The 17302-nt window shown below is 62.1% G+C and carries 13 protein-coding genes and 7 pseudogenes; 10 read left to right on the forward strand and 10 right to left on the reverse strand.

Translation table 11 applies throughout. The annotated features are described in order from the left end of the window. Positions 1 to 405, forward strand: a pseudogene (locus tag PFEN_RS22370) (glycine cleavage T C-terminal barrel domain-containing protein); the annotation flags it as partial. Between the two features lie 57 nt (positions 406 to 462). Next, entirely contained in the window at positions 463 to 846 is a 384-nt protein-coding gene (gcvH, locus tag PFEN_RS22375; protein WP_191488877.1) for a glycine cleavage system protein GcvH, read from the forward strand. A gap of 127 nt (positions 847 to 973) precedes the next feature. Here the strand turns inward: gcvH (PFEN_RS22375) and PFEN_RS22380 are convergent, their stop codons facing one another. The 6 genes and pseudogenes from PFEN_RS22380 to PFEN_RS22405 all read right to left on the reverse strand — a co-directional run. Continuing rightward, positions 974 to 2113, reverse strand: a complete 1140-nt coding sequence (locus PFEN_RS22380; RefSeq protein ID WP_191488878.1) for a DegT/DnrJ/EryC1/StrS family aminotransferase — start codon at positions 2111 to 2113, stop codon at positions 974 to 976. Between the two features lie 240 nt (positions 2114 to 2353). After that, on the reverse strand, positions 2354 to 2671 hold the full coding sequence (locus PFEN_RS22385; protein WP_191488879.1) for a DUF2388 domain-containing protein: 318 nt from the start codon (positions 2669 to 2671) through the stop codon (positions 2354 to 2356). A 66-nt stretch (positions 2672 to 2737) separates the two neighbouring features. Next, positions 2738 to 3187 carry an NfeD family protein gene (locus PFEN_RS22390; protein ID WP_191488880.1) on the reverse strand — a complete coding sequence of 150 codons (450 nt, stop codon included), beginning with the start codon at positions 3185 to 3187 and terminating at the stop codon, positions 2738 to 2740. Between the two features lie 10 nt (positions 3188 to 3197). Continuing rightward, positions 3198 to 4117: pseudogene (locus tag PFEN_RS22395) on the reverse strand (SPFH domain-containing protein). Between the two features lie 112 nt (positions 4118 to 4229). After that, positions 4230 to 6010 (reverse strand): annotated as a pseudogene (locus PFEN_RS22400) (GspE/PulE family protein). A 162-nt stretch (positions 6011 to 6172) separates the two neighbouring features. Beyond that, positions 6173 to 6489 (reverse strand): annotated as a pseudogene (locus PFEN_RS22405) (hypothetical protein); the annotation flags it as partial. Positions 6490 to 6629: 140 nt separating this feature from the next. Between PFEN_RS22405 and PFEN_RS22410 the strand changes: the two are divergent. Continuing rightward, positions 6630 to 7106 (forward strand): Lrp/AsnC family transcriptional regulator, encoded by a 477-nt coding sequence (locus tag PFEN_RS22410; protein WP_191488881.1) that lies wholly within the window; start codon positions 6630 to 6632, stop codon positions 7104 to 7106. Between the two features lie 101 nt (positions 7107 to 7207). On the opposite strand, the pseudogene PFEN_RS22415 reads toward PFEN_RS22410, so the two are convergent. After that, a pseudogene (locus PFEN_RS22415) lies at positions 7208 to 8573 on the reverse strand (inorganic triphosphatase). A 143-nt stretch (positions 8574 to 8716) separates the two neighbouring features. Here PFEN_RS22415 and PFEN_RS22420 point away from each other — a divergent pair. Further along, positions 8717 to 10082: pseudogene (locus PFEN_RS22420) on the forward strand (inorganic triphosphatase). A 102-nt stretch (positions 10083 to 10184) separates the two neighbouring features. On the opposite strand, the gene PFEN_RS22425 reads toward PFEN_RS22420, so the two are convergent. Then, positions 10185 to 10661, reverse strand: a complete 477-nt coding sequence (locus PFEN_RS22425; RefSeq protein ID WP_191488881.1) for an Lrp/AsnC family transcriptional regulator — start codon at positions 10659 to 10661, stop codon at positions 10185 to 10187. A 140-nt stretch (positions 10662 to 10801) separates the two neighbouring features. Here PFEN_RS22425 and PFEN_RS22430 point away from each other — a divergent pair, with 140 nt between their 5' ends. The 6 genes and pseudogenes from PFEN_RS22430 (at position 10802) to PFEN_RS22455 (ending at position 16321) form a co-directional block, all read left to right on the forward strand. Then, a complete protein-coding gene (locus tag PFEN_RS22430) occupies positions 10802 to 11140 on the forward strand; it encodes a hypothetical protein (protein WP_191488882.1) in 339 nt (112 codons plus the stop codon). 142 nt (positions 11141 to 11282) lie between these two features. Continuing rightward, positions 11283 to 13063: pseudogene (locus tag PFEN_RS22435) on the forward strand (GspE/PulE family protein). A 112-nt stretch (positions 13064 to 13175) separates the two neighbouring features. After that, on the forward strand, positions 13176 to 14096 hold the full coding sequence (locus PFEN_RS22440; RefSeq protein WP_191488883.1) for an SPFH domain-containing protein: 921 nt from the start codon (positions 13176 to 13178) through the stop codon (positions 14094 to 14096). Positions 14097 to 14106: 10 nt separating this feature from the next. Continuing rightward, positions 14107 to 14556, forward strand: a complete 450-nt coding sequence (locus PFEN_RS22445; RefSeq protein WP_191488880.1) for an NfeD family protein — start codon at positions 14107 to 14109, stop codon at positions 14554 to 14556. A 66-nt stretch (positions 14557 to 14622) separates the two neighbouring features. Then, a complete protein-coding gene (locus PFEN_RS22450; protein ID WP_191488879.1) occupies positions 14623 to 14940 on the forward strand; it encodes a DUF2388 domain-containing protein in 318 nt (105 codons plus the stop codon). Between the two features lie 241 nt (positions 14941 to 15181). Beyond that, entirely contained in the window at positions 15182 to 16321 is a 1140-nt protein-coding gene (locus PFEN_RS22455; protein ID WP_191488878.1) for a DegT/DnrJ/EryC1/StrS family aminotransferase, read from the forward strand. Positions 16322 to 16448: 127 nt separating this feature from the next. Here PFEN_RS22455 and gcvH (PFEN_RS22460) read toward each other — a convergent pair whose 3' ends face one another. Both gcvH (PFEN_RS22460) and PFEN_RS22465 read right to left on the reverse strand, forming a co-directional pair. After that, positions 16449 to 16832 carry a glycine cleavage system protein GcvH gene (gene gcvH / locus PFEN_RS22460; protein WP_191488877.1) on the reverse strand — a complete coding sequence of 128 codons (384 nt, stop codon included), beginning with the start codon at positions 16830 to 16832 and terminating at the stop codon, positions 16449 to 16451. Positions 16833 to 16889: 57 nt separating this feature from the next. Further along, positions 16890 to 17302, reverse strand: a 413-nt coding sequence (locus PFEN_RS22465; protein WP_318192937.1) for a glycine cleavage T C-terminal barrel domain-containing protein, incomplete at its 5' end; no start/stop codon positions are given.

Consider the following 17302-nt stretch of genomic DNA (forward strand, 5'->3'; position numbering starts at 1 on the left):
TGCGCCTGGAAGCCGGGATGAACCTTTATGGCCAGGATATTCACCAGGACGTTTCGCCGCTGGCGGCCAATATGGCCTGGACCATTGCCTGGGAGCCGGCTGATCGCGATTTTGTCGGACGCCAGGCCCTGGAAGCAGAAAAGCCGCGGGGTCCAAACTCAAGCTGGTCGGATTGGTGCTGGAGGAGCGCGGTGTTTGCGTGCTCATCAGGTCGTTCGGATCGCCGAGGTTGGCGAAGGAGAGATCACCAGTGGTAGTTTCTCTCCTACGCTTAGCAAGTCGATTGCGCTGGCGCGTGTTCCCGCGGCCACGGCTGATCGCGCTGAAGTTGAAATTCGTGGTAAATGGTACCCGGTTCGCGTGGTAAAGCCGACGTTCGTGCGTCATGGCAAAACCTTGATCTGACTTTCCGGCGGGGCCTCGGTCGCTCCGCCGCCGATACTTAATGTGAGGACACTGAATATGAGCGATATCCCTGCTGATCTGCGTTTCGCCGAAAGTCACGAGTGGGCCCGCCTGGAAGCTGACGGCACGGTGACCGTCGGCATCAGCGACCATGCACAGGAAGCCTTGGGGGATGTGGTATTCGTGGAGCTGGCTGAAGTCGGCAAGGTGTTCGCCGCTGGCGAGGCCGCCGGTGTGGTCGAGTCGGTGAAGGCCGCTTCGGATATCTATTCGCCGTTGTCGGGTGAAGTGATTGCCGTCAACGAAGAGCTGTCCGCCAGTCCTGAGCTGCTGAACTCCGAACCTTACGGTGCGTGGATCTTCAAGCTCAAGCCGAGCGATGTCGCCGAGCTGGAGAAGTTGCTGGATGCGGCCGGTTACAAGGCGGCCATCGGCGAGTAATTCGTCAGTTCTACCGCGTTATCGTTCATCGCGAGCAATCGAGCCTCGACCGGCTGCTCCTACAGGCGCCCGGGTGTACATGCCATTGCGCGGGACACGGGCGACGTAGGAGCGAGCTATCACGGTGTTACGGCTGCAAGACGGCCTTGACCGCCGCGACCGAGCGCTCGACGTCGGCCTTGGTCATCACGTTGAACATCGGCAACGACACGATCAGGCGCCCGACGCGCTCGGCAATCGGGAACATGCCTGCCTTGAAACCGCGTTCGCGGTACAGGCTCAGCAGGTGGATCGCCGGGTAGTGATAGCCGATGCCGATGCCGCGCTGCTTCATCTCTTCCATGAAGGTCGCCCGTGCCGGCTGGCCGTCCTGACGTTCCGGCAGAACCAGCTGGAACATGTGCCAGTTGCTGTTGGTGAAATCCTTCACCGGTAGCTGCGCGCCGTATTTCTCTTCGAAATCACTGCCGAAGCACTCGAAATAGTATTCGGCCAGTTCACGGCGGTGGGCCGTGATCGCATCGATGTGGGCGAACTGGCCCAGGCCGATGGCGGCGGCGACATCGGTCATGTTGAATTTGCCGCCCAGCACGTCCACGTCCAGGCCGTCATGGCCGGTGCGGGTCACGCCTTGCAGGCGATACTTCTCGGCCAGCCGGGCTTCTTCGGCGTTGTTCAGCACCAGGCAGCCGCCCTCGGACGAGGTGATGTTCTTGTTCGCCTGGAAGCTGAACGACACCAGGTCACCGAGGGCGCCGATCTTCTGGCCGTTCCATTCCGAACCCAGGGCCTGGGCCGCGTCTTCGACGATGCGCAGGTTGTGTTTCTTGGCGATGGCATAGAGGCGATCCATATCCACCGGCAGGCCGGACAGGTAAACCGGGATGATGGCCTTGGTGCGCGGAGTGATGGCGGCTTCGACCTTGTCCAGGTCGATATTGCGGGTCACCGGGTCGATATCGGCGAACACCGGGGTTGCGCCGACTTCGATGATCACGTTGGCCGTGGCCACCCAGGAGATGGGCGTGGTGATCACTTCGTCGCCCGCGCCGATACCGGCGATCCGCAAGGCGATTTCCATGGTGCAGGTGCCGGAGTTGAAGGTGCGCACCGGGCGCCCGCCAAAATATTCCGACAGTTGCGCTTCAAAGGCCGCGACTTTCGGACCGCTGGTGATCCAGCCAGAACGCAGGACGTCGCCTACGGCGGCAATGGTCGCTTCGTCGATGGTCGGTTTGGCAAAAGGCAGGAAAGGAAGTTCGCTCATGGGGTCGTGACGTCCGATGTGAAGGCCGGGGAGTGTTCTACCGGCAGTGAGGAGTAGGCAGCCAGGCTGCAATGCTGCCGATGATACTGTTTTAAGCTGAAATTTCGGTGCTTTTTTTGCTGTCTGGACGCTGAACGGACGTGTCGGGGCGATGTTTGCGCGGCGCTTGGTCACTCCTCCCGGGAAATGCAAAACGCCGCTGGGTGGGCGGCGTCTTGTTCAGGGGGTGAAGCTTTGGGATCAGTCTTCGGCGACGGCGTTCTTTGCCAGGATGGCGTTGGCCAACTCCATGTCGGTGGCTTTCAGGCTCGGGTTCTCGGCCCGCAGTTTCTGCATGGCGGCTTCCAGGTAAGGGCCGCGAATGCCGCCGTTGCTGGCGACGAAGCTGCCGGCATCATCCTGGGCCGCGACCACCAGCTTGTGGTCCTTGAAGGTCAGGTAAGTGGATCCGGTGGTGGCGCCGGAGGAGATGACATTACGCCAGAAGTCGTCAGCCATCGCGGCACTGACGGGAAGGGAAAGCAAGGCGAATGCGACAACTGCCGTTTTTAGACGCATGGGTGACTCCGGTGTGGGGTATCTGAAAGGTTTGATTGCCATTGCCACGTCGGAGTTCCGTGGGCTTCACTCAACCTTTTCCACGTGCAGGGTGCTGCCGTCCTGACCGATCACCCGGACCTGCGTGCCAACCTCGGCATCCGCTCCGGTGGCCATCCATACGCTGTCGCCGACCTTGATCTTGCCGCGTCCGGCGACAATGGCGACGTGTACCATGAAGGTCTTGCCGAGCAGGTCATGACCCCGCTCATTGAGCCCGGGTTGGTCGCTGGGGCAGGCGGCGCTGCGCTGGCGCTTCCACCACAGCCACGCCGTCAGGATCGACAGCACGCCGAACAGCACCAATTGCAAGGTCCAGTGCAGGCCAGGAATCAGGTAGGTCAGGACGCCCACGGCCGCGGCGGCAATCCCCACCCACAGCAGATAACCGCCGGCCCCGAATATTTCGAGAATCAACAGCAGCGTGCCGAGAGCCAGCCAGTCCCAGAATGACAGGTGTTGCAGGAATTCCCACATAGGTACCGCCTCAGGGTTTCTTGCTGTCGAACGTGGCCTTGACGATCTCGCCGATGCCGCCTATCGCGCCGATCATCTGGCTGGCCTCCAGCGGCATCAGGATCACCTTGCTGTTGTTGGCCGAGGCCAGCTTGCCCAGGGCGTCGATGTACTTCTGCGCGACGAAGTAGTTCACCGCCTGCACGTCCCCCTTGGCGATGGCCTCGGAGACCACCTGGGTCGCCCGGGCTTCGGCTTCGGCCTGGCGCTCACGGGCCTCGGATTGCAGGAAGGCCGACTGCCGGGCGCCCTCGGCTTCGAGGATCTGCGCCTGCTTCTTGCCTTCGGCGGTGAGGATCGCCGAGGCGCGCAGGCCCTCGGCCTCGAGGATTTGCGCGCGCTTGACCCGTTCGGCCTTCATCTGCCCGGACATGGCTGCCATCAGGTCGGCGGGCGGGCTGATGTCCTTGATTTCGATGCGGGTCACCTTGATGCCCCAGGGTGCGGTCGCTTCGTCGACGGTGCGCAGCAGGCGTTCGTTGATGGCATCGCGTTGGCCGAGCATGGCGTCCAGCTCCATGGAACCGAGCACGGTGCGGATATTGGTCTGCAACAGGTTGCGAATGGCGTGTTCGAGGTTGTTCACCTCATAGGCGGCCTGGGCGGCGTTGACCACCTGGAAGAAGCACACGGCGTCGATCTGTACCGTGGCGTTGTCGCGGTGATGACTTCCTGGGGCGGAATGTCGAGCACGCTTTCCATCACGTTGATCTTGCGCCCGATGCGGTCCATGACCGGGATGATGATATTGAGGCCCGGCTTGAGGGTGTTGGTGTAGCGCCCGAAGCGCTCCACCGTCCATTGAAAGCCCTGGGGCACGACCTTGAAGCCCATGAACACGAGGGCAATGGCCAGGCCGACGAAAAGGAGGAGTACGCTACCGATTTGCATGACGATTCCCTGTAGCAAGTGTTTATCGAGAAGGCGGTTACCTTGAGTGTAATGGGCCTTGCGCGGATAAAAAGTGTTTACCGGGGGTTGTACGCATGTTGTGACGCTTTCATCAGCGCTGCTCGCTCTGCGGCGTTACCCGTAGCACTTCCTCGACGGTGGTCAGCCCCGCCGCGACCTTCTGCGCGCCGGACAGGCGCAGGCTGCGCATGCCGTCCATGAACGCCTGGCGACGCAGGGCCAGGAGGTCGGTGTCGGCGTGGATATGCGCCTTGAGGCCGTCGTTCAAGACCAGGATCTCGTAGACCCCGGCGCGCCCGCGATAGCCGGTGTCGCGACATTCCAGGCAACCGACGGCACGCTGGGCACCGCTCGGCATCGGCGCCTGCCAGGGCCGCGTCAGGCTTTGCCAGTCTTCTTCTTCCAGCTGGGTTGGCGCCTTGCAGTGCGGGCACAGGGTGCGCACCAGGCGCTGGGCCATGACCCGAGCACGGTGGCCTTGATCAGGTAATGCGGCACGCCCAGTTCCAGCAGGCGACTGATGGCGCTCGGCGCATCGTTGGTGTGCAGGGTCGAGAGCACCAGGTGGCCGGTGAGCGCGGCCTGGATTGCCATTTCGGCGGTTTCCAGGTCGCGGATCTCGCCGATCATGATGATGTCCGGGTCCTGGCGCATCAGCGCGCGCACGCCGCTGGCGAAGGTCAGGTCGATGTTGTGCTGGACCTGCATCTGGTTGAAGGCCGGCTCGATCATCTCGATCGGGTCTTCGATGGTGCAGAGGTTGACCTCCGAGGTCGCCAGTTTCTTCAGGGTGGTATACAGCGTGGTGGTCTTGCCCGAGCCGGTGGGGCCGGTGACCAGGATGATGCCATTGGACTGGCGGGTCATCTCCTGCCAGCGGCGCAGGTCGTCGGCACCGAAGCCCAACTGGTCGAAATTCTTCAACAGCACTTCCGGATCGAAGATCCGCATCACCAGCTTCTCGCCGAACGCGGTGGGCAGGGTCGACAAGCGCAATTCGACTTCGCCGCCGTCCGGGGTCTTGGTCTTCACCCGGCCATCCTGGGGCTTGCGTTTTTCCGCGACGTTCATCCGGCCCAGGCTTTTCAGGCGGCTGACAATCGCCATGGTCACCTGGGGCGGGAACTGATAGACATTGTGCAGCACACCGTCGATGCGAAAGCGCACCGTGCCCTGTTCGCGGCGTGGTTCGATATGGATATCGCTGGCCCGTTGCTGGAAGGCGTACTGGAACAGCCAGTCGACGATATTGACGATATGGGCGTCGTTGGCGTCCGGCTCCTGGTCGCTGGCGCCGAGATTGAGCAACTGCTCGAAATTGCCCGGGTTGTGGCTTCTCTGGTCGAGCAGGCTGGCACCGCTGACCGATTTGGCCAGGCGGAAAAACTCCACGGCAAAGCGCTGGATGTCCGTCGGATTGGCCACGACCCGGCGGATCGGCAGCTTCAGCACATGACTGAGGTCGGCCTCCCAGGCCCGCACATGGGGCTGGGCGCTGGCGATGGTCACGCCTTCGCGGTCGACCTCCACCGCGAGGATCTTGTGCCGTTGGGCGAAGGCGTAGGACATCAGCGCGGTCACCTCGGCCACGTTGATCTTCAGCGGATCGATGCGCAGATAGGGTTGTCCGGTGTGATGGGCGAGCCAGAGAGTCAGGTTTTCCAGGTCCAGGGTTTTACCCGGACGGCTCAGGTCATCGAGCTGCAGATGGGCGATGAATTCCAGCGGATGCTGCTGGGTAATGCGCGCGTCACGCCGAGAAGCCAGGGCCTGTTCGGCCGCGTCCTGGCTGATAAAACCCTGGGCGACCAGTTCGCGCAACAGCTCATTGACATCCAGCCAACGGTCCGGAGAGAGGGGGGCGACGGGCATGCGTGCTCCTAATCGGTCGGTCCTGCAACCAGTGATCCAGACGTAGTCCTTGTCTGATCGTCAATTATCAAGAATAGACACGAGGCTGCCTGACGTTGGCGCCGATACCAAGACAAAGATTGCGATTTTTTTCAAGAAGCCTTCAGCCCACCGCTTTGCGTTGTGCCGCTGCGCGCCTTGGGTCGGTTGCAGGGCCACCGAGCAGACGCTGATCAGATTGCGCATTTTTCACCGATGACCTGGGCGCGGTGCCAGCTCAGGCCATCCAGTTCGATGTCGATCGACAGCCGTCCATCGTCCTGTTCCGCCCGTACCTGTTGCGGGGTCAGGAACTGCAGGGCGAACAGGTTCAGCAGGCGACACAGCAGGTCCGGCTCCACCTCGGCGAGCACTTGGTAACGCACCCGGCAATGGGGGCTGCCGGCAGCCCAGACATCGGCGCGGACGGGAGCGTCATGGACGGCTTCGGGAGAGGGCATGGTGGGTTTTCCTGCTTCAGCGGCGGAGTTTGCTGAAGAAATTTTTACACGCCTGGCGGGGTATTTCTTATCTATGATGGGTCGATTATATCTGAATAAGACATGATCTATTCATGGTTTTGCTATTGAAGGGTTTTTTTATGCAAGGCGAGCTTGACACCTACGACCGCCGAATCCTGGCGTTGCTGCAAGAAGACGCGTCGCTTTCCAGCGCGCAGATCGCCGAGCAGGTGGGATTGTCCCAGTCACCCTGCTGGCGGCGGATTCAGCGGCTCAAGGAAGAGGGGGTGATCCGTGCCCAGGTGACGTTGCTGGATCGCAAGAAGATCGGCCTCAACACGCAGATCTTCGCCGAGGTCAAACTCAACGCCCATGGCCGCTCCAACTTCACCGAGTTCACCGAGGCGATTCGCGGTTTCCCGGAGGTATTGGAGTGTTATGTGCTGATGGGCGCGGTGGATTTCCTGCTGCGGATCGTCACGGCGGACATCGAGGCCTATGAGCGGTTTTTCTTCGAGAAACTGTCGCTGGTGCCGGGGATCCAGGAGGTCAACTCCATCGTCGCCCTGTCCGAGATCAAGTCGACGACGAGTTTGCCGGTGTTGCGCCCGGTCTGAGCGTCCATTGGGCGAAGAGCTCCTTGACGAACACCCGGGGCGGTTTGCCGGTCCGCGACAAGCGCGGCAGCGTGCGGTTCCAGCACGCCCGGGCTCAAGGGTTACAGACGCAACAAGGTCTTCCAGGCACGGCTCTGGAACACCGTCAGCGCCTGTTGCACCCGTGCTTCCAGCACCTCGTCGCTGATGTCCGTCTCGGCCAGTTGCGCCAGCTTGTTCATTTCACCGAACAGGCGATCCAGCTCCGGTAACTCCAGCACGCTACGGGCCAGGTGCAACCAGGCCTGGATCCGCTCGATTCGTGGCAGTTGCTCGGCCAGGTCTTCCGGTTGCTGCTGGTAGCGTCCCAGTTGCAACGAGGTGGCTTCCTCGGCCAGCAGCCGTGGCAGCCAGTTCTGCAACTGCGCCGCGCCCTGGCGATTGCCCCGGGTGGTGCGCTCAGCTGTCCAGCTACGGGCCAGCAACCAGCGCGAGGTGTTCAGGGAGAACTGGCCCAGCGCACGTCTTCCAGCTCTTCAAGGAACTGCTCCGGCGCGGCCTTGCGCACGTCTTCGTCTTCCAGGCCGGCCTGCACCAGCGGCCGCCAGTCTTCCAGCAAGGCATCCAGGGCGCTGCGCAGTTCGCTGGTGGATTGCCGCGGTGCGGCCTGGCCGAGGCTGCTGAGCAGCGCGCGCAACTCGATCAACTGTGCGACCCAGTCCTGCAGCAAGCGCCAGTGGCCATTGAAGCGGTATTGCTCGGCCAGCCGCTGGCTGCTGCCGAGCAAATGCCAGCCCAATGCGGCGAACGCATCGTCCAGTGGCATTTCGGCGCTCAATTGCGGGGCCGGCAGGCTCAGCGAGTAGCTGTTGGCATCGAACAGGCGATAACCGCGTTCGGCCTTGCTGATATCGCACGGCATCAGCGCCAGCTTCTCGGCCAGTTCGGCGGCCAGTTCCAGCAGTGCGGCCGGTTCGCCTTCACGCAGTTCCAGTTCCAGCTCGCAGATTTCTTCCTTCTGTTTGCCGGCGATGACAAAACCCAGGTCCAGCGCGGCCTCGATGACCACCTTGGCCTTGCCGCGACCCCAGGCGATTTCGGCGCGTTCGCGAACGAAATCGGTGGTGAAGATCGGCTTCAGGGTTTTCTTGTCCAGTTCGGCCAGTGCCTCGGGCCAGCATTCGCCTTCGAGTTTTTTCACGTCCAGCTTGGCCTTGGCCAGGTGCCAGTCGTACTCGTTGCGTTCCGACAGGCCGGCAATGCTCTGGCCACGGGTCTTGAGGGTCTGGATCACTTCTTCGCCGTCACGGCGCAGGCGCAGCGCGACCTTGGCCTTGGCCAGGTCGCGCTCGGGAGTGTCGAAATACTGATTCATCAGCTCGCGACGTTCCCAGCCACTTTTGTTGCGTTTCTTCAACAGCGGATGCTCGCGCAGGGCGGCGAGGGTTCGCGGCTGACGCGGAGTTTGATTTCGGTTTCTTTCTGCATGGCCGGAAAACCAGATCGAGCGCAGCCGGCCCCCCCCCGCACGGCGACACATCCGCAGGCGACGCGTGCGCCCGCTTGGCCGGCACTGCACGGCCTAGGCAGCCCCCTTCCCCGCTGCGCTCCCGATCCTGGATTTTCCGGCCATGCAGAAAGAAACCGAAATCAAACTCCGCGTCAGCCGCGAAACCCTCGCCGCCCTGCGCGAGCATCCGCTGTTGAAGAAACGCAACAAAAGTGCTGGGAACGTCGCGAGCTGATGAATCAGTATTTCGACACTCCCGAGCGCGACCTGGCCAAGGCCAAGGTCGCGCTGCGCCTGCGCCGTGACGGCGAAGAAGTGATCCAGACCCTCAAGACCCGTGGCCAGAGCATTGCCGGCCTGTCGGAACGCAACGAGTACGACTGGCACCTGGCCAAGGCCAAGCTGGACGTGAAAAACTCGAAGGCGAATGCTGGCCCGAGGCACTGGCCGAACTGGACAAGAAAACCCTGAAGCCGATCTTCACCACCGATTTCGTTCGCGAACGCGCCGAAATCGCCTGGGGTCGCGGCAAGGCCAAGGTGGTCATCGAGGCCGCGCTGGACCTGGGTTTTGTCATCGCCGGCAAACAGAAGGAAGAAATCTGCGAGCTGGAACTGGAACTGCGTGAAGGCGAACCGGCCGCACTGCTGGAACTGGCCGCCGAACTGGCCGAGAAGCTGGCGCTGATGCCGTGCGATATCAGCAAGGCCGAACGCGGTTATCGCCTGTTCGATGCCAACAGCTACTCGCTGAGCCTGCCGGCCCCGCAATTGAGCGCCGAAATGCCACTGGACGATGCGTTCGCCGCATTGGGCTGGCATTTGCTCGGCAGCAGCCAGCGGCTGGCCGAGCAATACCGCTTCAATGGCCACTGGCGCTTGCTGCAGGACTGGGTCGCACAGTTGATCGAGTTGCGCGCGCTGCTCAGCAGCCTCGGCCAGGCCGCACCGCGGCAATCCACCAGCGAACTGCGCAGCGCCCTGGATGCCTTGCTGGAAGACTGGCGGCCGCTGGTGCAGGCCGGCCTGGAAGACGAAGACGTGCGCAAGGCCGCGCCGGAGCAGTTCCTTGAAGAGCTGGAAGACGTGCGCTGGGGCCAGTTCTCCCTGAACACCTCGCGCTGGTTGCTGGCCCGTAGCTGGACAGCTGAGCGCACCACCCGGGGCAATCGCCAGGGCGCGGCGCAGTTGCAGAACTGGCTGCCACGGCTGCTGGCCGAGGAAGCCACCTCGTTGCAACTGGGACGCTACCAGCAGCAACCGGAAGACCTGGCCGAGCAACTGCCACGAATCGAGCGGATCCAGGCCTGGTTGCACCTGGCCCGTAGCGTGCTGGAGTTACCGGAGCTGGATCGCCTGTTCGGTGAAATGAACAAGCTGGCGCAACTGGCCGAGACGGACATCAGCGACGAGGTGCTGGAAGCACGGGTGCAACAGGCGCTGACGGTGTTCCAGAGCCGTGCCTGGAAGACCTTGTTGCGTCTGTAACCCCTTGAGCCCGGGCGTGCTGGAACCGCACGCTGCCGCGCTTGTCGCGGACCGGCAAACCGCCCCGGGTGTTCGTCAAGGAGCTCTTCGCCCAATGGACGCTCAGACCGGGCGCAACACCGGCAAACTCGTCGTCGACTTGATCTCGGACAGGGCGACGATGGAGTTGACCTCCTGGATCCCCGGCACCAGCGACAGTTTCTCGAAGAAAAACCGCTCATAGGCCTCGATGTCCGCCGTGACGATCCGCAGCAGGAAATCCACCGCGCCCATCAGCACATAACACTCCAATACCTCCGGGAAACCGCGAATCGCCTCGGTGAACTCGGTGAAGTTGGAGCGGCCATGGGCGTTGAGTTTGACCTCGGCGAAGATCTGCGTGTTGAGGCCGATCTTCTTGCGATCCAGCAACGTCACCTGGGCACGGATCACCCCCTCTTCCTTGAGCCGCTGAATCCGCCGCCAGCAGGGTGACTGGGACAATCCCACCTGCTCGGCGATCTGCGCGCTGGAAAGCGACGCGTCTTCTTGCAGCAACGCCAGGATTCGGCGGTCGTAGGTGTCAAGCTCGCCTTGCATAAAAAAACCCTTCAATAGCAAAACCATGAATAGATCATGTCTTATTCAGATATAATCGACCCATCATAGATAAGAAATACCCCGCCAGGCGTGTAAAAATTTCTTCAGCAAACTCCGCCGCTGAAGCAGGAAAACCCACCATGCCCTCTCCCGAAGCCGTCCATGACGCTCCCGTCCGCGCCGATGTCTGGGCTGCCGGCAGCCCCCATTGCCGGGTGCGTTACCAAGTGCTCGCCGAGGTGGAGCCGGACCTGCTGTGTCGCCTGCTGAACCTGTTCGCCCTGCAGTTCCTGACCCCGCAACAGGTACGGGCGGAACAGGACGATGGACGGCTGTCGATCGACATCGAACTGGATGGCCTGAGCTGGCACCGCGCCCAGGTCATCGGTGAAAAAATGCGCAATCTGATCAGCGTCTGCTCGGTGGCCCTGCAACCGACCCAAGGCGCGCAGCGGCACAACGCAAAAGCGGTGGGCTGAAGGCTTCTTGAAAAAAATCGCAATCTTTGTCTTGGTATCGGCGCCAACGTCAGGCAGCCTCGTGTCTATTCTTGATAATTGACGATCAGACAAGGACTACGTCTGGATCACTGGTTGCAGGACCGACCGATTAGGAGCACGCATGCCCGTCGCCCCCCTCTCTCCGGACCGTTGGCTGGATGTCAATGAGCTGTTGCGCGAACTGGTCGCCCAGGGTTTTATCAGCCAGGACGCGGCCGAACAGGCCCTGGCTTCTCGGCGTGACGCGCGCATTACCCAGCAGCATCCGCTGGAATTCATCGCCCATCTGCAGCTCGATGACCTGAGCCGTCCGGGTAAAACCCTGGACCTGGAAAACCTGACTCTCTGGCTCGCCCATCACACCGGACAACCCTATCTGCGCATCGATCCGCTGAAGATCAACGTGGCCGAGGTGACCGCGCTGATGTCCTACGCCTTCGCCCAACGGCACAAGATCCTCGCGGTGGAGGTCGACCGCGAAGGCGTGACCATCGCCAGCGCCCAGCCCCATGTGCGGGCCTGGGAGGCCGACCTCAGTCATGTGCTGAAGCTGCCGATCCGCCGGGTCGTGGCCAATCCGACGGACATCCAGCGCTTTGCCGTGGAGTTTTTCCGCCTGGCCAAATCGGTCAGCGGTGCCAGCCTGCTCGACCAGAGAAGCCACAACCCGGGCAATTTCGAGCAGTTGCTCAATCTCGGCGCCAGCGACCAGGAGCCGGACGCCAACGACGCCCATATCGTCAATATCGTCGACTGGCTGTTCCAGTACGCCTTCCAGCAACGGGCCAGCGATATCCATATCGAACCACGCCGCGAACAGGGCACGGTGCGCTTTCGCATCGACGGTGTGCTGCACAATGTCTATCAGTTCCCGCCCCAGGTGACCATGGCGATTGTCAGCCGCCTGAAAAGCCTGGGCCGGATGAACGTCGCGGAAAAACGCAAGCCCCAGGATGGCCGGGTGAAGACCAAGACCCCGGACGGCGGCGAAGTCGAATTGCGCTTGTCGACCCTGCCCACCGCGTTCGGCGAGAAGCTGGTGATGCGGATCTTCGATCCGGAAGTGCTGTTGAAGAATTTCGACCAGTTGGGCTTCGGTGCCGACGACCTGCGCCGCTGGCAGGAGATGACCCGCCAGTCCAATGGCATCATCCTGGTCACCGGCCCCACCGGCTCGGGCAAGACCACCACGCTGTATACCACCCTGAAGAAACTGGCGACCTCGGAGGTCAACCTCTGCACCATCGAAGACCCGATCGAGATGATCGAGCCGGCCTTCAACCAGATGCAGGTCCAGCACAACATCGACCTGACCTTCGCCAGCGGCGTGCGCGCGCTGATGCGCCAGGACCCGGACATCATCATGATCGGCGAGATCCGCGACCTGGAAACCGCCGAAATGGCAATCCAGGCCGCGCTCACCGGCCACCTGGTGCTCTCGACCCTGCACACCAACGATGCGCCGAGCGCCATCAGTCGCCTGCTGGAACTGGGCGTGCCGCATTACCTGATCAAGGCCACCGTGCTCGGGTCATGGCCCAGCGCCTGGTGCGCACCCTGTGCCCGCACTGCAAGGCGCCAACCCAGCTGGAAGAAGAAGACTGGCAAAGCCTGACGCGGCCCTGGCAGGCGCCGATGCCGAGCGGTGCCCAGCGTGCCGTCGGTTGCCTGGAATGTCGCGACACCGGCTATCGCGGGCGCGCCGGGGTCTACGAGATCCTGGTCTTGAACGACGGCCTCAAGGCGCATATCCACGCCGACACCGACCTCCTGGCCCTGCGTCGCCAGGCGTTCATGGACGGCATGCGCAGCCTGCGCCTGTCCGGCGCGCAGAAGGTCGCGGCGGGGCTGACCACCGTCGAGGAAGTGCTACGGGTAACGCCGCAGAGCGAGCAGCGCTGATGAAAGCGTCACAACATGCGTACAACCCCCGGTAAACACTTTTTATCCGCGCAAGGCCCATTACACTCAAGGTAACCGCCTTCTCGATAAACACTTGCTACAGGGAATCGTCATGCAAATCGGTAGCGTACTCCTCCTTTTCGTCGGCCTGGCCATTGCCCTCGTGTTCATGGGCTTCAAGGTCGTGCCCCAGGGCTTTCAATGGACGGTGGAGCGCTTCGGGCGCTACACCAACACCCTCAAGCCGGGCCTCAATATCATCATCCCGGTCATGGACCGCATCGGGCGCAAGATCAACGTGATGGAAAGCGTGCTCGACATTCCGCCCCAGGAAGTCATCACCGCCGACAACGCCACGGTACAGATCGACGCCGTGTGCTTCTTCCAGGTGGTCAACGCCGCCCAGGCCGCCTATGAGGTGAACAACCTCGAACACGCCATTCGCAACCTGTTGCAGACCAATATCCGCACCGTGCTCGGTTCCATGGAGCTGGACGCCATGCTCGGCCAACGCGATGCCATCAACGAACGCCTGCTGCGCACCGTCGACGAAGCGACCGCACCCTGGGGCATCAAGGTGACCCGCATCGAAATCAAGGACATCAGCCCGCCCGCCGACCTGATGGCAGCCATGTCCGGGCAGATGAAGGCCGAACGGGTCAAGCGCGCGCAAATCCTCGAGGCCGAGGGCCTGCGCGCCTCGGCGATCCTCACCGCCGAAGGCAAGAAGCAGGCGCAGATCCTCGAAGCCGAGGGCGCCCGGCAGTCGGCCTTCCTGCAATCCGAGGCCCGTGAGCGCCAGGCCGAAGCCGAAGCCCGGGCGACCCAGGTGGTCTCCGAGGCCATCGCCAAGGGGGACGTGCAGGCGGTGAACTACTTCGTCGCGCAGAAGTACATCGACGCCCTGGGCAAGCTGGCCTCGGCCAACAACAGCAAGGTGATCCTGATGCCGCTGGAGGCCAGCCAGATGATCGGCGCGATAGGCGGCATCGGCGAGATCGTCAAGGCCACGTTCGACAGCAAGAAACCCTGAGGCGGTACCTATGTGGGAATTCCTGCAACACCTGTCATTCTGGGACTGGCTGGCTCTCGGCACGCTGCTGTTGATTCTCGAAATATTCGGGGCCGGCGGTTATCTGCTGTGGGTGGGGATTGCCGCCGCGGCCGTGGGCGTCCTGACCTACCTGATTCCTGGCCTGCACTGGACCTTGCAATTGGTGCTGTTCGGCGTGCTGTCGATCCTGACGGCGTGGCTGTGGTGGAAGCGCCAGCGCAGCGCCGCCTGCCCCAGCGACCAACCCGGGCTCAATGAGCGGGGTCATGACCTGCTCGGCAAGACCTTCATGGTACACGTCGCCATTGTCGCCGGACGCGGCAAGATCAAGGTCGGCGACAGCGTATGGATGGCCACCGGAGCGGATGCCGAGGTTGGCACGCAGGTCCGGGTGATCGGTCAGGACGGCAGCACCCTGCACGTGGAAAAGGTTGAGTGAAGCCCACGGAACTCCGACGTGGCAATGGCAATCAAACCTTTCAGATACCCCACACCGGAGTCACCCATGCGTCTAAAAACGGCAGTTGTCGCATTCGCCTTGCTTTCCCTTCCCGTCAGTGCCGCGATGGCTGACGACTTCTGGCGTAATGTCATCTCCTCCGGCGCCACCACCGGATCCACTTACCTGACCTTCAAGGACCACAAGCTGGTGGTCGCGGCCCAGGATGATGCCGGCAGCTTCGTCGCCAGCAACGGCGGCATTCGCGGCCCTTACCTGGAAGCCGCCATGCAGAAACTGCGGGCCGAGAACCCGAGCCTGAAAGCCACCGACATGGAGTTGGCCAACGCCATCCTGGCAAAGAACGCCGTCGCCGAAGACTGATCCCAAAGCTTCACCCCCCTGAACAAGACGCCGCCCACCCAGCGGCGTTTTGCATTTCCCGGGAGGAGTGACCAAGCGCCGCGCAAACATCGCCCCGACACGTCCGTTCAGCGTCCAGACAGCAAAAAAAGCACCGAAATTTCAGCTTAAAACAGTATCATCGGCAGCATTGCAGCCTGGCTGCCTACTCCTCACTGCCGGTAGAACACTCCCCGGCCTTCACATCGGACGTCACGACCCCATGAGCGAACTTCCTTTCCTGCCTTTTGCCAAACCGACCATCGACGAAGCGACCATTGCCGCCGTAGGCGACGTCCTGCGTTCTGGCTGGATCACCAGCGGTCCGAAAGTCGCGGCCTTTGAAGCGCAACTGTCGGAATATTTTGGCGGGCGCCCGGTGCGCACCTTCAACTCCGGCACCTGCACCATGGAAATCGCCTTGCGGATCGCCGGTATCGGCGCGGGCGACGAAGTGATCACCACGCCCATCTCCTGGGTGGCCACGGCCAACGTGATCATCGAAGTCGGCGCAACCCCGGTGTTCGCCGATATCGACCCGGTGACCCGCAATATCGACCTGGACAAGGTCGAAGCCGCCATCACTCCGCGCACCAAGGCCATCATCCCGGTTTACCTGTCCGGCCTGCCGGTGGATATGGATCGCCTCTATGCCATCGCCAAGAAACACAACCTGCGCATCGTCGAAGACGCGGCCCAGGCCCTGGGTTCGGAATGGAACGGCCAGAAGATCGGCGCCCTCGGTGACCTGGTGTCGTTCAGCTTCCAGGCGAACAAGAACATCACCTCGTCCGAGGGCGGCTGCCTGGTGCTGAACAACGCCGAAGAAGCCCGGCTGGCCGAGAAGTATCGCCTGCAAGGCGTGACCCGCACCGGCCATGACGGCCTGGACGTGGACGTGCTGGGCGGCAAATTCAACATGACCGATGTCGCCGCCGCCATCGGCCTGGGCCAGTTCGCCCACATCGATGCGATCACGGCCCACCGCCGTGAACTGGCCGAATACTATTTCGAGTGCTTCGGCAGTGATTTCGAAGAGAAATACGGCGCGCAGCTACCGGTGAAGGATTTCACCAACAGCAACTGGCACATGTTCCAGCTGGTTCTGCCGGAACGTCAGGACGGCCAGCCGGCACGGGCGACCTTCATGGAAGAGATGAAGCAGCGCGGCATCGGCATCGGCTATCACTACCCGGCGATCCACCTGCTGAGCCTGTACCGCGAACGCGGTTTCAAGGCAGGCATGTTCCCGATTGCCGAGCGCGTCGGGCGCCTGATCGTGTCGTTGCCGATGTTCAACGTGATGACCAAGGCCGACGTCGAGCGCTCGGTCGCGGCGGTCAAGGCCGTCTTGCAGCCGTAACACCGTGATAGCTCGCTCCTACGTCGCCCGTGTCCCGCGCAATGGCATGTACACCCGGGCGCCTGTAGGAGCAGCCGGTCGAGGCTCGATTGCTCGCGATGAACGATAACGCGGTAGAACTGACGAATTACTCGCCGATGGCCGCCTTGTAACCGGCCGCATCCAGCAACTTCTCCAGCTCGGCGACATCGCTCGGCTTGAGCTTGAAGATCCACGCACCGTAAGGTTCGGAGTTCAGCAGCTCAGGACTGGCGGACAGCTCTTCGTTGACGGCAATCACTTCACCCGACAACGGCGAATAGATATCCGAAGCGGCCTTCACCGACTCGACCACACCGGCGGCCTCGCCAGCGGCGAACACCTTGCCGACTTCAGCCAGCTCCACGAATACCACATCCCCCAAGGCTTCCTGTGCATGGTCGCTGATGCCGACGGTCACCGTGCCGTCAGCTTCCAGGCGGGCCCACTCGTGACTTTCGGCGAAACGCAGATCAGCAGGGATATCGCTCATATTCAGTGTCCTCACATTAAGTATCGGCGGCGGAGCGACCGAGGCCCCGCCGGAAAGTCAGATCAAGGTTTTGCCATGACGCACGAACGTCGGCTTTACCACGCGAACCGGGTACCATTTACCACGAATTTCAACTTCAGCGCGATCAGCCGTGGCCGCGGGAACACGCGCCAGCGCAATCGACTTGCTAAGCGTAGGAGAGAAACTACCACTGGTGATCTCTCCTTCGCCAACCTCGGCGATCCGAACGACCTGATGAGCACGCAAAACACCGCGCTCCTCCAGCACCAATCCGACCAGCTTGAGTTTGGACCCCGCGGCTTTTTCTGCTTCCAGGGCCTGGCGTCCGACAAAATCGCGATCAGCCGGCTCCCAGGCAATGGTCCAGGCCATATTGGCCGCCAGCGGCGAAACGTCCTGGTGAATATCCTGGCCATAAAGGTTCATCCCGGCTTCCAGGCGCAAGGTAT

It is taken from the genome of Pseudomonas sp. FEN (assembly GCF_904067045.1).
In the GTDB taxonomy this organism is placed as follows: domain Bacteria; phylum Pseudomonadota; class Gammaproteobacteria; order Pseudomonadales; family Pseudomonadaceae; genus Aquipseudomonas.

Excerpts from the sequence above, each read along its gene's own strand:
- PFEN_RS22440 (WP_191488883.1), top strand. The coding sequence starts at position 13,176 with ATGCAAATCGGTAGCGTACTCCTCCTTTTCGTCGGCCTGGCCATTGCC.
- PFEN_RS22450 (WP_191488879.1), top strand. The coding sequence starts at position 14,623 with ATGCGTCTAAAAACGGCAGTTGTCGCATTCGCCTTGCTTTCCCTTCCC.
- PFEN_RS22445 (WP_191488880.1), top strand. The coding sequence starts at position 14,107 with ATGTGGGAATTCCTGCAACACCTGTCATTCTGGGACTGGCTGGCTCTC.
- PFEN_RS22410 (WP_191488881.1), top strand. The coding sequence starts at position 6,630 with ATGCAAGGCGAGCTTGACACCTACGACCGCCGAATCCTGGCGTTGCTG.
- PFEN_RS22390 (WP_191488880.1), bottom strand. The coding sequence starts at position 3,187 with ATGTGGGAATTCCTGCAACACCTGTCATTCTGGGACTGGCTGGCTCTC.
- gcvH (WP_191488877.1), bottom strand. The coding sequence starts at position 16,832 with ATGAGCGATATCCCTGCTGATCTGCGTTTCGCCGAAAGTCACGAGTGG.
- PFEN_RS22385 (WP_191488879.1), bottom strand. The coding sequence starts at position 2,671 with ATGCGTCTAAAAACGGCAGTTGTCGCATTCGCCTTGCTTTCCCTTCCC.
- PFEN_RS22430 (WP_191488882.1), top strand. The coding sequence starts at position 10,802 with ATGCCCTCTCCCGAAGCCGTCCATGACGCTCCCGTCCGCGCCGATGTC.
- PFEN_RS22380 (WP_191488878.1), bottom strand. The coding sequence starts at position 2,113 with ATGAGCGAACTTCCTTTCCTGCCTTTTGCCAAACCGACCATCGACGAA.
- PFEN_RS22455 (WP_191488878.1), top strand. The coding sequence starts at position 15,182 with ATGAGCGAACTTCCTTTCCTGCCTTTTGCCAAACCGACCATCGACGAA.
- PFEN_RS22425 (WP_191488881.1), bottom strand. The coding sequence starts at position 10,661 with ATGCAAGGCGAGCTTGACACCTACGACCGCCGAATCCTGGCGTTGCTG.
- gcvH (WP_191488877.1), top strand. The coding sequence starts at position 463 with ATGAGCGATATCCCTGCTGATCTGCGTTTCGCCGAAAGTCACGAGTGG.